The following is a 15,856-nucleotide window of genomic DNA, read 5'->3' as shown; positions in this document are numbered from 1 at the left end:
ATATCAATAAAACATAATATTGACTGCCGAACTGTTTACTGATATATTTATTTCATATCCAAACAATTGTTTTATCAATAATATTTTGTTACAATTTTAGTAGAGCTAAAAATCCAAGAACAGAGAGTGATTATTATGACAACATATGAAGATAACTTAATCGTAAAGATTGCATGGAAATATTATCAAGAAGGACTTACACAAAATGAGATTGCAGAAGTTATGAATCTTTCCAGAATGAAAGTCATTAAATATCTAGAAAAAGCTAAAACCAATAACATTATTCAATTCAAAGTTGACTTAAGCAAAATGGATCAACTTGATCTGCAAAATAAAATAATAGAAGAATACAACTTAGATGACATTTGCATCGTCCCTGCATCAGACCAGAATATTCCCGATAGCCTCACGATTGCTGCAGCACAGTACATTGAAGACAGAATCACCAAAGATACAATAATCAACGTTGGATATGGTGAATCTGTTTCAAAGACGCTTGGACACTTGAATATCTCCACGAAGTACAAAGTCACATTCGTTTCATTATCTGGTGGAGTGAAATTTTTTATGCCGACAGCAATAGATAAGACTTCTGATTATTACACGAATCCAAATTATAATCATTTCATTATTCCTTCACCATTGATGGTCTCAACAAAAGAACTTGCTGAACAATTGAGGCAGGAAAAGCCTATTAAAAACATCTTAGAAATTATCCCACACTCCAATATTACTGTAGTTGGCGTCGGAGCTTTAAATGAACGCGCGACGATTGTGAAAGAAGGGCATTTAAGCATGGGAGAAGTTGAAGTTTTGAAATCGAGGGGCGCCGTTGGAGATATTTTAAGTCAATTTTATGATATTAATGGCAATATTCTGGATTTGCACTTGCATGAACAGCTGATAAGTACAGGGATAGATTTACTGAAATCACTGAATCATGTTGTAGCAGTAGCTGGAGGGCATGATAAAAAAGAAGCTATCATTGGAGCACTTAAAGGGGGGTATATTGATGTCTTGATTACCGATGAGGAAGTTGCCCGAAGCCTGATCAAAAAAGAATAATTTGGGAGAGGAAGATGACAGTGGAAAAATATTTAATGGCAATTGATGCAGGCACTGGGAGTGTCAGAGTAATATTGTTTGATATCCACGGCAATGAACAGCATGTTTCTCAATCAGAATGGATACATAAAGAAGATCCAAGATACCCGGGTTCCATGGATTTTGATGTAGATACGAACTTCAAAATCATAACCCGGTTAATCAAGGAAACCCTCGCTAAAAGCAATGTCAATCCAAAAGAAATTATTTCTATCTCTACGACAAGCATGCGTGAGGCAATCGTCTTATACGATGAGAATGGCAAAGAATTATGGGCATGCGCAAATGTAGACTCGCGTTCCGACATGGAAGTAAACAACCTCCATAAAATCAGCGAGAGTCTGGAAGCTGAGATTTACCAATTATCCGGTCAGACGTTTTCATTAGGAGCTATCCCGAGAATTCTCTGGGTGAAAAATAATATGCCTGATACTTACGAAAAAGTTAAATACGTAACCATGCTTAATGACTGGATAACCTACCGCTTAACAGGTATTATTTCCGCGGAACCATCAAATGGCTGCACCTCAGGGATTTTTGACATAAAGAAACGTGTTTGGGAGCCCGAAATTGCCGATAAAGCAGGACTCAGAACTGATATATACCCTATCATACATGAAAGTGGCACTGTCATCGGCAATGTTACAGAAAAAATGGCAATGCTTACAGGTCTAAATACTCAGACGCAAATCGTTGCAGGCGGCGGAGATGCTCAATTAGGCTGTATAGGCATGGGTGTCATCGACGAGGGAGATGCAGCTGTACTGGGCGGCAGCTTCTGGCAATATGAATATACGACAAGAAATGTGCAAATGGATAATGAATGCAAAGTTAGGATAAATTGCCATGCGGTCCCAGACACCTGGCAGTATGAAGCTATCGCATTCTTCCCTGGTCTTGTAATGAGATGGTTCAGAGACACTTTCTGCGAGCTAGAGAAACATATCCAAAACGAAACCGGAGAAAGTATTTATTCACAGATGGAGAAACGGGCAAGCGACGTACCTGCTGGAAGTTATGGCATGCTCAGCACGTTTTCCGACAAGATGAATTATATTTCCTGGAAACATGCAGCTCCGGGATTCCTTAATTTCAAGCTTGATTCAGATAAATTCAACAAAGCAACATTTTACAGAGCCATCATGGAAAATGCAGCCTTTGTCACCAGAGGAAACATTGAGTCAGTAAACAGCATTACTAGTACTTCCCCTGATTCTGTTATCTTTGGAGGCGGTGCATCAAAGAGCGATTTATGGTGCCAAATTCTTTCTGATGTACTTAACAAAACAGTGAAAGTACCAGTAGTCAGAGAATCAACCGCACTTGGTGCAGCAATTTGTGCAGGAGTGGGAACGAAAGTTTATAACAACTTTGATGACGCTATTTCAAAGGTCGTAAAGTTTGAAAAAACATATCATCCAAATGCAGAAAACAGTTCAGTTTATGATGACTTGTACAAAAAATGGGAAAAAGTATACAGTAACCAACTAAGTTTGGCAGATGATGGCATCACTGAACACATGTGGATTGCACCTGGATTATAATAAAATATGAGGAGTGTTGAAAATGGCAGTTATTAATGAAAATGAAAAAGAATACCGATTTGGAGACAGCGGACCAAAGTATTTACAAAAAGGCCCGAGAATGAATTTTGGAGTTGTTGTATTGAAACCTGGAGAGGATTTCAATGCACATTATCATAATATCATGGAAGAAAACTTCTTCGTGCTGGAAGGCGAACTGGAAATCCATATCGATGATGAAATTTTCCACTGTAAAAAAGGTGATTTCATCCATGTGGAGCCGAAAAAAGTCCACTATCTGATTAATTCTGGAGATACTGATTTCAAAGCAGCATTCATGCTCTCACCATTTCAGGAAAAAGATAAAGTCGAGGTAGACTATAAACCTCACAAAAAGCAACTTAATGGGTAAATTCACTCATTAGAGTTTCCACAAAAAATAAATGAAAATAGTTAAGGGGACTTTTCAGCCGCTTCATTAAAATGTAGCTGTTAAGTCCTCAAGCCGTTAAAGTCTCTCAATCTAAAGGAAATATGTTCTCGATGATTTGTATGTCTTCTGGTGTCAATTGAACAGCAGCAGTTTCTAAATTACTTAATACTTGCCCGGTGTTCCTTGCACCTGGAATAACAGCATCGATTGGCGCCCGGGTTAAATAAAAGGCTAAGACGATATGATGAATATTCACATCATGTTTTTCGGCAATCCCTCGAAGTTTTCCCACTTTTTCAACATGCTTCTTGTACACGTCATCCTGAAATTGTGGGCGAACTTTATTTTTCTCAGAAATGACGGTGTCTTTTGTATATTTTCCTGTCAAAAGTCCTGATGCCAAAGGATAATAAGGAACAAAAGAGATATCATTCTCTAGCATGAATGGAAAAATTGTTTTCTCTGCTGATCGGTCAATCAAATTATAGTTCGCTTGAACTACATCGAGATACCCGTTTTGATTCGCTTCTTTTAATTGATCCTTTGAGAAATTTGAAACACCAATTGACCGAATCTTTCCTGCTTCTTTCAATCGCTGCAATGCACCGACAGCCTCATATTTCGGCGTGTTTTTATCGGGGAAATGGATGTAAAATAAATCAATTACATCGGTCTGCAAGCGTTTAAGGCTTTCATCCACAGCATTCGTAAGGAACGCTGGCGAGTTGTCCAGAACGACACCATCGTTTGTAAATTTATGTGCTCCCTTCGTAGCAATCACAATACCATCTCTGCTTTTGTTTTCCTTCAATGTTTTTCCAATAATTTCTTCTGAATCACCCTCGCCATAATAATAAGCTGTGTCAATAAAATTTAATCCATTTTCTATTGCTGCGGAAAGAACTTTTCCTCCGTATTCAGTATTGGTTTCCTTATTTTCTTCAGCGATTTTATTTGCACCTAGTCCAATAGAATGGATATAAAGCCCTGTTTTTCCTAATTCAACTTTCTCATTCATGACGAATTCCACCTTTCTTTATTACATTTTATTTTAAAATTGCAAACATTTCCAGTAATTAATCCGGGAAGTGACAGGCACCTCTCCATCTCTAACCCATCTATGCCATAAACATTAATTGTGCTGCACCTATCATTCCAGCATCATTTTTTAATTTGGCTACTTCGACTTTTAATGGATGGAACAACAAATTCTTTAAGTGCTTATTTAGGTCTCCCAACCAATATTCCGCAGAATGGGAGACACCTCCACCAAGAATAAGAATATCCATATCAAAAGCCGCTTGTAAGGAGCTTATGCTTAAAGCCAAATCATATGTAAAATCATCAATAATCGCTCCAGCTATTTGATTATGTTTCTTGGCCTGCATAAGTGCTGAAGGGGTCATATCAACATTTGCTTCGCGCATTCTTCTTTCCAGCGAACGACCTGAGACATATTGTTCCTGGCACCCTCTCCTTCCACAATTACAGAGATGTCCTCCCGGATATAATATCATATGCCCAAACTCACCGACCGCACCATTGGGTCCATATAATATCTTTCCATCTACTATTACTCCTCCACCAACGCCCGTTCCAAGAGTTAACATCAGAGCATTATCATATCCCTTGGCCGCTCCAAATTTAACTTCTGCCAATGCAGCAACATTCGCATCGTTTTCAACGATTACTGGAATATGAAATTTACTTTCCAGCTTTTTCTTTACTTCAGTTCCACTCCATCCTGGAAGGTTTTCACTGGAAAATATAACCTTCCCTTTTTCTCTATCGACAAATCCGGGAGTCCCTATTCCTATCGCCGCAATATTCGAATGAATTGCCACCACTTCATCAATTGCCTTTTCAAGACTTTCATAGATTGGTTCCTTTGTTGGGTATAAGTATATTTTTTCTATATTTCCTATTTCATCTAAAACACCAATCTTAATTTTTGTACCACCCAGGTCAACTCCCAATACCTTCACTTTTTCACCTCATAACAGGACATAATTATCAATCGGATAGTAAATGCTTAATCACCCCAACAACCTCTTTATCGAATCCTTCTTCATAAGATTGATACTTCCTTACACCACTTCCAAAATGATATTCATCAGCTTGTACTGCCTCATGTAATTCTTTTATATTCTCTAGTTTCACACCACTGCCCGGCAAGATGCCTGGGCCATTTAATTTACGCTGCAGTTGAACCAGTTTGCGAAGGGATTCGATACCTGCCATACAGCTATTTGCACCACCGGAAGTCAACACTCTCTTAATATTGTTACGATAAGATACTAAAGTTCGATATGCCTCGATTTGGTCTTCCACTTCATCAAATGCACGATGAAATGTGACATCCAGATCAGGGAATTCCTTAAATATATCATCAAGAAAATTGGTTTCTATTTTTTTATTCTGATCAAGCACACCTATCACGATCCGGTAATGACCCATGTCGTATAACAAAGCGATATCTTCCTTCATAGCTTCCTTATCATGTGTGTTATAAATAAAACCATAGTTGTGAGGTCTGACCATGATCTGAACAGGTATCTGTACAGCTTCCACCGTTCTTTTAATTGTTCCAAAGGACGGAGTCAACCCACCTAATTGAATTGCCGATACTAGCTCGAGTCTCGATGCTCCAAGTTTTTCAGCAGCAATTGCATCTTTTTCATTTTCTACGATACATTCAATCATTCCAAAGTTCCTCTCTGGCTGTTACCAGTTCAAACAGGATTTTGGTACCGAATCCCGATGCTCCCGCATTAGCATCAGGGAAAAATTTAGAGGTGTTCGCCATATCAATGTGAATCCATTTTGTCTTTTCTTCCACAAAATGCTCGATGAATAATGCTGCAGTAATCGATCCCGCAAAACTGGAGCTGCTCATATTGGAAATATCCGCTACTTGACTCTTCAAGTAACGTTTATAGTCTTTTTCCAATGGCATTGGCCATACATCATCGCCGCTCTTTCGCCCATACTCATATACTTTATTTGATATATTCATACGATTACTGAAAACAGCCGCCATCTTAAGCCCTAGTGCCTGCCCTACGTTTCCAGTCAACGTAGCTATATCTATAATTCGGTTGACTCCAATACGTTGGGCATAAAGAATCGCATCAGCGATGATCAATCTTCCTTCTGCATCTGTATTACCAACCTCTACAGTTGTACCATTTCTAAATTTAATAACATCAGAAGGAAGATAGGCATGCGCCCCCCCAACATTTACTACGAGTGGCAGAATTGCTATAACATGACATGCTATATCCATGTCTGCCAGTAGTTTCATTGCTCCCGTTACAGCTGCTGCTCCACCAAGATCCATTTTCATCTCCGCAATAGCAGATCCAGTCTTTACATTTATGCCACCAGCATCAAAAGTAACTCCTTTGCCGACAAGTGCAAGAGGGTCCTCGTCATTGGTTTTCAGCGTGAGCACAGCAACATAAGGTTCATACTTACTCCCGCTCCCAACTGTTTCAACAGCATAAAACCCTTCATCTTTCAGATCATCACGGTTTATTATTTTTACTTCTACATTTGTTTCTTCAAATATACTCTTTAAATAGGAGGCATAGGTTCTTGGATATAATACATTAGCCGGTTCGTTACAGATGTCGCGGGTTATATGAACAGCTCCTGCAATTGTTTTTGCCTTAGAGGAAATCTCCCTGAAGTCCTTTGGAATTTTTACAGAGATAGATTCTCTATGTTTATTTGAGTGATACCGATCAAATCTATAATCAGATTTATAGAAACCCTCCAGAAAACTCGCTAGATTTATTTGTTCACAGTCTTTTTTATCTAATTCGAGGTTTGTTATACCCTTTTTTTCAATGAATGTATAACATGCCTCCCCTAGCTCTACCCAGTCTTGATTCTCGATATCCTGGGATTGTGAGTAATAAACGTATATTTCGTCCATGAATACATCATAGCAATGAAACATCTCACCAAACGTTAACGCACATCGTTTCTGAAGTTTATCTGGCAGATTATTTTTATCCTTATAGAATATTACTTTGGCTTTCATTGAATCCTCCTATTAGCTATATAGATGACAAGCAACAACATGATCATCATCAACATGGATATTTTCCGGTATTTCTTTCCTGCAGATGTCCATGGCGAATGGACATCGTGTGTGGAATTTACATCCCTTTGGCGGATTTGATGCGCTTGGTATTTCCCCTTTCAGGATAATCTTTTCTCTATCCTGTTTACCTGGTTGAGGGATCGAGGAAAGCAGCGATTGTGTATATGGGTGTTTAGGGTTTTTAAACAATTGCTCCTTACTTGCCACTTCCACTAAATCGCCTAGATACATGACACCAATCCGATTGCTTATATGTTCAACAACACTTAGGTCATGGGAAATAAATAAATAGGTCAAGTCAAATTCTACCTGCAGGTCAACGAGCAGATTAAGGACTTGCGACTGAATGGAAACATCCAGTGCAGATACCGCTTCATCGGCAATGATAAGTTCCGGGTTCAGAATCAGGGAGCGTGCAATGCTTATACGTTGACGCTGTCCACCACTGAATTCATGAGGGTATTTATTCCAGTGAAACTTACTTATACCACATATCTCCAAGAGTTTCTCAGCTTTTTCCAGCTTCTCACTTTTAGGCATCTTAGGGTAATGCACATCTAATGGCTCTATCACAATATCCTTTATTTTCATTCTTGGACTCAGGGAGGCAAATGGGTCCTGAAAAATCATCTGCATCCGTTTTCGATAGCTATTCCACTGCGAATCCGGCAATCCAACCAGGTTTTGACCATCAAAAAGGATTTCCCCCTCATTGGCTTCAATCAATCCATTGATCAATCTTCCTGTCGTCGACTTTCCACATCCAGATTCACCAACCAGACCGAAAGTTTCTCCTTTTTTAATAGTGAAGTCCAGACCATCCACCGCACGGACATATCCATTGGGTTTAAACCATTTTTTCCCTAATGGGAATTTTTTTGTTAAACCTTTAACTTCTATAAGAGTACTTTGAGTCATAAGCTTCCTCCTTATCTTCCGCTTCCAGCCAACACCTTGACTTTCCATAGTTGGAATCAAGGAGAGCCGGCTCTTTTTGCCAGCATATATCCATAGCGAACTCGCACCTTGGAGCGAACTTACATCCTTTCGGCATATTACGCGGGCTTGGAACAGTGCCTGGAATGGAGAATAGTTTCTTCTTGTTTTGACCTATTATCGGAATGGACTTAATCAATCCTTTCGTGTATGGATGAGATGCGTCCTCAAAAAGTCTGTCTACCGAAAGTTCCTCCACAATCCTGCCAGCATACATGACAATCACTCGATCACAAATTTCAGACACCACTCCAAGATCGTGGGTAATGAATAGTACTCCCATATTCGAAGTCTCCTGAATTTCCTTCAGCAGGTTCAGGATTTGGGCTTGAATCGTAACATCCAGTGCCGTCGTTGGCTCATCAGCAATTAGCAGAGAAGGATAACAGGAAATTTGCATTGCGATCATGACCCGCTGAAGCATTCCACCTGATAGTTCATGCGGATAGCTTTCCATGATATCCTTGGCACGCGGTATTCCTACAGACTCCAGCATAGAGATGGCATGCCCTTGTGCTTTCTTTTTCGAATATTTTAAATGAAGCATAATGATTTCAGTCAGCTGCTTTCCAATTTTGACTACTGGGTTGAGAGAAGTCATCGGTTCCTGGAATATCATCGATAATTCTTTACCGCGATATTTCCGCATTTCTGATTCTTTCAGGGAAAGAAGATCTACACCCTTATAATTGATTTCCCCTGCAAGCACTTTACCTGGGGTACCATGCAAGAGTTGCATAATTGATAGAGATGTTACACTCTTTCCACTTCCAGATTCTCCTACTAATCCGACAATCTCTCCTTTATTGACTTCCAGATCAATTCCATGGAGTACCTTCTGAATCTCTCTATCATTTTTAAAACCTGTTTGTAAATTAGAAACCTTTAATAGTTGTTCCATACAGATACCTTCTTTCTAATCTCTTGTTTTAGGGTCCAACACATCCCTTAATCCATCTCCAAGAATATTGAAGGCAAGGACAGTCAGGAATATCATCAGTCCCGGGAAGAAAACAATATGAAAAGAAGTGCCGATATAGTCTCTTCCCATACTGAGCATCGCACCCCAATCTGGTGAAGATAACTCTGCACCCAAACCAAGGAAACTCAAGCTAGCGGCAGAGAGAATGGCTGTTCCAACATTCATTGTGAAATAGACAATAATCACAGGGATTGTTTCAGGAAAAATATGTTTAAAGACAATTCTTCTTTTACTAGCCCCCATTGATTTGGCAGATTCGACAAATAACAATTCCTTTACTTCAAGTGTTGAACTTCTAACAATTCTGGCGAAAGAGGGAACACTAAAAAATGCAATTGCAATAATTACGTTCTGAAGGCCAGGACCCAGGATTGCTACAATTCCAATCGCTAAAATTAAATCTGGAAATGCAAACAAAATGTCGCAGAACCTCATAATTGCTTTATCTATCCATTTTCCAAAAAAACCACTAACAAGTCCCAGGATAGTACCGGCGATTGCCCCAATTAGCACCGCCGAGATACTTACTGTTAAAGCAATCTTAGTACCGGCAATGACTCTTGATAATACATCCCTTCCATATTCATCTGTACCAAATACATGTGGCCAGGACGGTGAACTTAGAATATTGCTATAATTTGGCTCTGAGTGGTCAAATGGTGTGATGTACTGACCTGCCACAACAAGTACAAGCAATAAAAGAATAAAATATAAGGAATAAAGAGCAGGCTTCTTCCTTCTAAATAACTTCCAAAATTCCAAAAAGCGATTTTCAGTTTTATCTGAATTAATTTCTTCATTCAGATCCATTTCAACATACTTATTTTCCATCTAGGGCACCTCCTCCATGCACTGACTAAATCAGTCATATCGAATTTTTGGATTAAACAGGCTATATAAAATGTCTACAAATAAATTAACTAATATAAATTGAACTGAGAAAAATAAAATTAGCGCCTGGACCACAGGGTAATCCCTATAGCTGATGGAATCTATTAATAGCTGGCCAAGACCAGGAAAGCTGAATACCGTTTCCACCACCACTGAGCCTCCGAGCAGAAATCCAAACTGCAGACCTGCTACTGTTATGACAGGAATAAGTGAGTTTTTAAGAGCGTGACCATAGATAATACTCTGGCTGCTTAGACCTTTCGAACGGCCTGTTCTGATATAATCTTGTTTCAAAGTCTGAACAAGAGATGAACGAGTGAATCTGGCAATCATTGCCATGATTCCAGCACCTAAAGCAAAAGATGGCAAAATATAGCTTTTCAGACCATCGTTTACTCCACCTGTAGGCAACCAGCCTAACTGAACGGAGAAAATTTGAATACATACGAGCCCTAACCAGAAATTTGGCAAAGAGATTCCAGAAACTGCTGTCAGCATCCCAAGACGATCAGGCAGCTTATCCCTGAATACAGCAGATATAATGCCAATCAATATTCCAATAACCAAAGCCCATAATATACTCAAAAAAGTGAGAATCAACGACGGGCCAATTCTATCCGATATTAAATCGATAACTGGAATGCCAGACCGATATGATTCACCTAGCTCCAATTGTAATAAGGATGATAAATATGTAGTATATTGAACAAGAATTGGATCATTTAAGCCTAGTGCATTCCGTGCATCTTCAATCTCTTCAAGACTCGCATCCTGACCAGCCATCAACCTTGCTGGATCCCCTGGAATAAAATGAATAAACATGAAAACAACAAAGGAAACAACTAGCAGTAAAGGTAATAATGACAGTAATCGTTTAATTGTAAACTGTAACATAATTAGCACCTACCTATAAAAGGGTGAGGCTGTTTCCAGCCTCACTAATGTTTATTTCAGATTTGCATTTCGAATACTTACAGATCCATCAGGTAAAACATATACCCCTTCAAGTGATGAGGAATATCCTGATAGGATAGTGTCAGATCCTAGGAAAATCCATGGAGCTTCGCTATAGACTGTTTCCTGAATTTGAGCATAGATTTCTTTCTGTTCTTCTACATCTCCAGTCTGGTTTGCTTCATCAATCCAATCAGATACTTGCTGATTATCATAATATGCTGTGTTTGCACCTTCTGGAGGCGAGAATTCATTATGGAACAATGAACGAGTTGCTCCATCTGCATCCCCTGAAGAAGGAGACCAGCTTACGTACCACATCTGTAAGTCTGTCTCTTCTGCTGTTTCAGGTGTATAGATGGAATCAGATAATGTTGCTTCTTCCATAGAACGAACTTCCAGATCTATTCCAATCTGCGCTAATTGCTGCTGTACAAACTGCATACCAGTGTTCGTCTCTGAAGCTGTATTACCCCAGATTTCTGCAGAGAAACCATCTTCATACCCTGCTTCTGCCATTAATTCTTTTGCTTTTTCTATATTAGCTTCATATAGTTCTTGTTCAGCATAGTGCTGCGTCTTTGATGACATTGTTGAACTTAAAGGTTCTCCATATCCACTTTTGACAACAGCAAGGAAAGCTTCCTGATCAACTGCATGGTTCATTGCTTGACGAACCTTTACATCATCAAATGGTTCCTTTTTCGTGTTGATAGATACATATCTGGCAATTGTTGAAGGTGTCTCTTCAATAACAATGTTCTCGTCACTTTCCAGCTCTTCGACATTATTATGAGGAACTGGATAGATGAAGTCTGCTTCGCCAGTCTGAAGCATTGCTACACGTGAACCATTCTCTGGTACTGGTCGGAAAGTCACTTGCTGTACATTCGTCCCCAGATCACCCCAATAGTCTTCATTCTTGGCAACTACCATGGAATCACCTTGTTTCCACTCCTGGAATTTAAATGCACCAGTTCCAACAGGGTTTAATGCAAAATCATCAGGGTTATTACTAAATGCTTCAGGGCTTGCCATCAGAATCATCGCAAATTTATTCAGCATTGCACTAAAAGGTTGTGATAACGTAAATTTAATTTCATAATCACCGAGGATTTCAATATTTTCAAGGTATTGAAGGTTCCTATTCGATCTCAGTTCTTCATTCATGATTCTTTCAAAGTTGGCCTTGACTGCTTCAGCATTGAAAGGTTCTCCGTCATGGAACGTCACATTTTCACGTAATTTAAAAGTAAACTCTGTAGAATTTTCATTCACCTCATAATCCTCAGCAAGAACAGGTTGAATTTCCATGTTCTTATCAAATCCTACCAATCCCTCATACATGGATCTAGTGCCGAAAATTGATACTGTGTCACCAACATCATGTGGATCTAGCGAGATGAAGTCCTGTTCAATTGCCACAGTGATACTATCACTTGATTCACCGTCTGCGTCTGATTCAACATTATTTCCTTCATTACTATTTTCTTCAGTTTCTCCGTTACCTTCATTCGAATTACATGCAGCCAATACCAAAGCTAATGTCATTAGCAGCATTACTAACATCCATAAAGATTTTTTCAAAATGTCCAGCCTCCTATAGAATAATTTTTGTTTCCCCAACAACTTCTCTCGCATCACTAAGTATTTTTGAAGATCGTAATTGATACAGGTTTTCTATTGTTCTTTTGTTTCGATAATTGATTTCTTCTAGGATTTCAGCGACAAGTAAAGGCCAAAGCAATTCTGTGCCACTCAATACTTTCAATGCAATACTGATTTTCTCGTCCTTTAAAGCCAAACAATATACCCCCTGTGCACCCCCTTTCGCAATAATATTTTTATCTTTTAACAATACAGTGCATATGAAGTCATGTGATGCCACTATTTCCGGGTTAGCCTGCATTGTATTAGAAATTTGGTTTAAGGTGTCCCTTTTATTCTTATCTGAAACCAAGTCTGGATTTACAAACTTCAGATAGGAGAGTGCCATGTTTCTTAACGGAACACCAAATACAGGAACACCACAGCCATCCTTACCTACGGCCATCTTTTCTTTTGGATATTCACTTAATAGCTCAACTTCTTCCTTGATACGTTCTTGAAGCGGGTGATTGACTTCCCCGTAATCTTTCGTATTTAGACCCACTTCTCTTGAATAAGCCAGAAAACCAAGGTGTTTACCAGAACAATTATGTAGTAATTTTCGTTTCTTTTTACCTCTACAGATATATTCAATTTTAGGTTGTTCATTTAATGGATAACTTTCTCCGCATATAAGGGATTCCTCTTTCAACCCTAACTTCTTTATTAATGAACTTAAGCTTCTCTGATGATAGTTTTCCCCACGTTGTGATGCACAAAATAAAGCCATTTCATCACTGCTGAGACTATACTTTTCTTCAATATTTATATCAAATGCAGGTATTGCTTGAATAGGCTTCATGGCTGACCGGTAGAAAATAGGAGTATTTTCAATCTCTCCTTTTGAATAAATGACCTCTTTATTCTTATCCAAAACACAAATAGCACCTTCATGCTTATTTTCCAGATTTCCACCTCGGTACTCTTCTGCAATAATTGTAGTCATTATTTTTCACCTTCTATAGATTGATATTTTTTATAAAGTGATTCTTCATTTGGATGGCAGCTCCTAAAACCACCCCTTCGTCCTTTGTTTTCGTTATTTCCACATCAAAGGAATTAGCTGCTGGACTCCAAATCGTAGCTGAATACTCTTTAAGCAGTTCTTCTTGAATATAAGGGTGATTTTCTATCAGTGATCCTGACAATATTACAAGATCCGGGTTAAAAGAACAGACTGTATTGTTGATTGCAATCGAAGCATATTGAATTGCTCTTGAAATAAGGTTCTTGGCCCAGACTTTTCCATCTTCCACTTCTTGGAGCAATTCTTCCAAGCTATCAACCTGCTTGATTTTCGAAGCTTCATTCAACAAGAAAGGCTCAGCAATATAGGTTTGCATACATCCAAAATTCCCGCAAGGACAATATGCACCGTTTGGATCTACAATGGTGTGCCCTATTTCACCTGCGAAATTCGACTTTCCCCTGCTGATCTCACCATTACTAATTAACGCAGAACCAACCCCACTACCGAATCCCAATATAATTAAATGTTTTACACTGTCATCACAGAATTTATATTCGGATAACGCTTTCATTTTCAGTTCATTATCAACCTTGATTGGTATTTTGAGTTGTTCATAAAGGCGATCCGCTAAGGGGTAATTTTTCCATTGTAATTGAACAGAAAAATCAACAATCCCTTGCTTATGTTCAATAATCCCCGGCATTCCTACACATAATCCTAAGATTTGATTATCTGTTAAATCGAATCTTTTCTTAAGTTTATATATTTCATTAGCAAGTTGTTTTACAACCATATCCGGAAACGATTTTTGCAACGCTACCGTTTTCTTAAAGATGAGTTCTTCATTAAAGTTCATCAGCCCTATTCTAAAATAGGAATTATCCAACTCAACTCCAATAAAGTAGATTCCATTTTTATTTAAATCAAAATAGCTTGCTTTTCGACCAACATTCTGATGGTTCATCGCTACTTCTTCTATTAGATTTTTCTCGCTTAACAATGCCACAATACGTGAAGCAGAAGTTGGACTCATTTTCGTTTGCTTGGAAATTTCCGCTCGGGATATGGGTCCGTAATCAGATATCAATTTAAGCACTAATATTAAATTTTCTTTTTTTAAAAAGTCTTGGTTTTTTATTTTCACAGCATCCACCTTATTCACATGATGGTATTAATTAAGTAGTAAAAAGATAGAAAACAACTAATTTATAATAGTTTGCACATTATATTTTCATTATTTTCTCCAGTGATGTTATTAAGTATATTAAATCAATGTAATTTGTTTGTCAAACTCTTTTCACAATTAGTAATACTTTTTTTATGTTTTTTCTTCACCATAGTAAATTCTATTTTTTCATTGCACTCTTTCTTGCATATTTTTTTGACAATTTTATATAAAAAAGGGAACAAGGTCTGGTTATGGCCCGTTCCCTTTTTAAAATTTTAAAGGAAAAGCAAACTGTTAAACTTTTACTCTTATGGATTTTCAACCACTGATGCAAGGCCAAAGGGACAGACACCGAAACCCTACCTTCTTTTAAGATAAGGTATTTAAATCACGTTATCAAAAGTGTAAAACGCATTTTGATAAGTACATTGACTAATAAAATCACATTTTCCCTAGAACATATTTCAATTTTAAATAGGTATTTGAAGATTAAAATTCCATTTAAAGTTATTTATTTAAAAATAAAAGATTACTAGCTTTGCCTGCACTAACATGCTTAACAAAACTAGTAACCATTTAAAAATAATTAATAACGACATTTCTATTCGTCAAAAACCGGGAAGTGACAGGCACCCAACTAAAAGCGGCCCCTTACCAAGCTCCATGATAAGTAATTGTTTTAGCAGCATTATCAGTGGCAATCTTTAAGCACTCTTCTGTCGGATATTTTTTAAATATCCCATATAAAAAACCTGCTATAAAAGAATCACCAGCACCCATCGTATCTTTTACATTGACGTCCTTGGTTTTTATTTCATAAAAATTACTGCCATCATATGCTAAACTACCATTTTCACCTAGCGTTGCTATAGGGACTTTACTACCTCGATTTTTAATTTCAATTAGTAATTCACGTATGAATGCATCATCTTCAGAATATGAAAGAAATGGATAATCCACATAGCTGGCTAGTTTATTTATCAAAGGGCTTTCAACCTCATTAGAGAAGTCAAACGAGGTAATTAGTCCACTTTTTTGAAATTCTTTGAAGTAATCTTCGCAATGTCCTGAAATAGC

The 15,856-nt window shown here is 38.1% G+C and carries 15 protein-coding genes; 3 read left to right on the top strand and 12 right to left on the bottom strand.

All coding sequences use genetic code 11. The annotated features are described in order from the left end of the window. Positions 1–135 precede the first annotated feature (135 nt). The 3 genes from CIL03_RS17995 to CIL03_RS17985 are packed head-to-tail and all read left to right on the top strand — an operon-like array spanning position 136 to position 3,039. Positions 136–1,065, top strand: a complete 930-nt coding sequence (locus tag CIL03_RS17995; RefSeq protein WP_094887266.1) for a sugar-binding transcriptional regulator — start codon at positions 136–138, stop codon at positions 1,063–1,065. 14 nt (positions 1,066–1,079) lie between these two features. Beyond that, on the top strand, positions 1,080–2,648 hold the full coding sequence (gene lsrK / locus CIL03_RS17990; RefSeq protein WP_094887265.1) for an autoinducer-2 kinase: 1,569 nt from the start codon (positions 1,080–1,082) through the stop codon (positions 2,646–2,648). A 22-nt stretch (positions 2,649–2,670) separates the two neighbouring features. Beyond that, the gene (locus tag CIL03_RS17985) at positions 2,671–3,039 is read left to right on the top strand and encodes a cupin domain-containing protein (RefSeq protein ID WP_094887264.1); all 369 of its coding nucleotides are present in this window, start codon (positions 2,671–2,673) and stop codon (positions 3,037–3,039) included. Between the two features lie 106 nt (positions 3,040–3,145). On the opposite strand, the gene CIL03_RS17980 is transcribed toward CIL03_RS17985, so the two are convergent. From CIL03_RS17980 to CIL03_RS17925, 12 genes are all read right to left on the bottom strand, one after another. Next, on the bottom strand, positions 3,146–4,078 hold the full coding sequence (locus CIL03_RS17980; protein ID WP_094887263.1) for an aldo/keto reductase: 933 nt from the start codon (positions 4,076–4,078) through the stop codon (positions 3,146–3,148). A 100-nt stretch (positions 4,079–4,178) separates the two neighbouring features. After that, positions 4,179–5,045, bottom strand: coding sequence for an ROK family protein (locus CIL03_RS17975; protein ID WP_094887262.1), 867 nt, complete (start codon positions 5,043–5,045; stop codon positions 4,179–4,181). 28 nt (positions 5,046–5,073) lie between these two features. Continuing rightward, a complete protein-coding gene (locus tag CIL03_RS17970; protein WP_094887261.1) occupies positions 5,074–5,763 on the bottom strand; it encodes a copper homeostasis protein CutC in 690 nt (229 codons plus the stop codon). Next, positions 5,756–7,108 (bottom strand): M17 family metallopeptidase, encoded by a 1,353-nt coding sequence (locus tag CIL03_RS17965; RefSeq protein WP_094887260.1) that lies wholly within the window; start codon positions 7,106–7,108, stop codon positions 5,756–5,758. Before CIL03_RS17965 ends, CIL03_RS17970 begins: the two co-directional genes overlap by 8 nt. Before the next feature lie 12 nt (positions 7,109–7,120). Continuing rightward, positions 7,121–8,089: an ABC transporter ATP-binding protein gene (locus CIL03_RS17960; RefSeq protein ID WP_094887259.1), complete on the bottom strand. Its 969-nt coding sequence runs from the start codon at positions 8,087–8,089 to the stop codon at positions 7,121–7,123. Next, positions 8,061–9,068 carry an ABC transporter ATP-binding protein gene (locus CIL03_RS17955; protein ID WP_094887258.1) on the bottom strand — a complete coding sequence of 336 codons (1,008 nt, stop codon included), beginning with the start codon at positions 9,066–9,068 and terminating at the stop codon, positions 8,061–8,063. The genes CIL03_RS17960 and CIL03_RS17955 overlap by 29 nt, the downstream gene beginning before the upstream one ends. Before the next feature lie 15 nt (positions 9,069–9,083). Then, positions 9,084–9,959: an ABC transporter permease gene (locus CIL03_RS17950; RefSeq protein WP_094887301.1), complete on the bottom strand. Its 876-nt coding sequence runs from the start codon at positions 9,957–9,959 to the stop codon at positions 9,084–9,086. A gap of 51 nt (positions 9,960–10,010) precedes the next feature. Beyond that, entirely contained in the window at positions 10,011–10,934 is a 924-nt protein-coding gene (locus CIL03_RS17945; RefSeq protein WP_094887257.1) for an ABC transporter permease, read from the bottom strand. A 51-nt stretch (positions 10,935–10,985) separates the two neighbouring features. Further along, positions 10,986–12,563, bottom strand: coding sequence for a glutathione ABC transporter substrate-binding protein (locus CIL03_RS17940; RefSeq protein ID WP_240508147.1), 1,578 nt, complete (start codon positions 12,561–12,563; stop codon positions 10,986–10,988). A gap of 31 nt (positions 12,564–12,594) precedes the next feature. Further along, positions 12,595–13,587, bottom strand: coding sequence for an asparaginase (locus CIL03_RS17935; RefSeq protein WP_094887255.1), 993 nt, complete (start codon positions 13,585–13,587; stop codon positions 12,595–12,597). Positions 13,588–13,600: 13 nt separating this feature from the next. After that, on the bottom strand, positions 13,601–14,755 hold the full coding sequence (locus CIL03_RS17930; RefSeq protein ID WP_094887254.1) for an ROK family transcriptional regulator: 1,155 nt from the start codon (positions 14,753–14,755) through the stop codon (positions 13,601–13,603). 675 nt (positions 14,756–15,430) lie between these two features. Next, a partial coding sequence (locus tag CIL03_RS17925; protein WP_240508145.1) for a PfkB family carbohydrate kinase occupies positions 15,431–15,856 on the bottom strand: 426 nt, incomplete at its 5' end.

This window comes from Virgibacillus indicus, from assembly GCF_002266285.1.
In the GTDB taxonomy this organism is placed as follows: Bacteria; Bacillota; Bacilli; order Bacillales; family Amphibacillaceae; genus Virgibacillus_K; species Virgibacillus_K indicus.
Note: the sequence above shows the minus strand (reverse complement) of the source record. Positions and strands in the feature narration are given on the sequence as shown.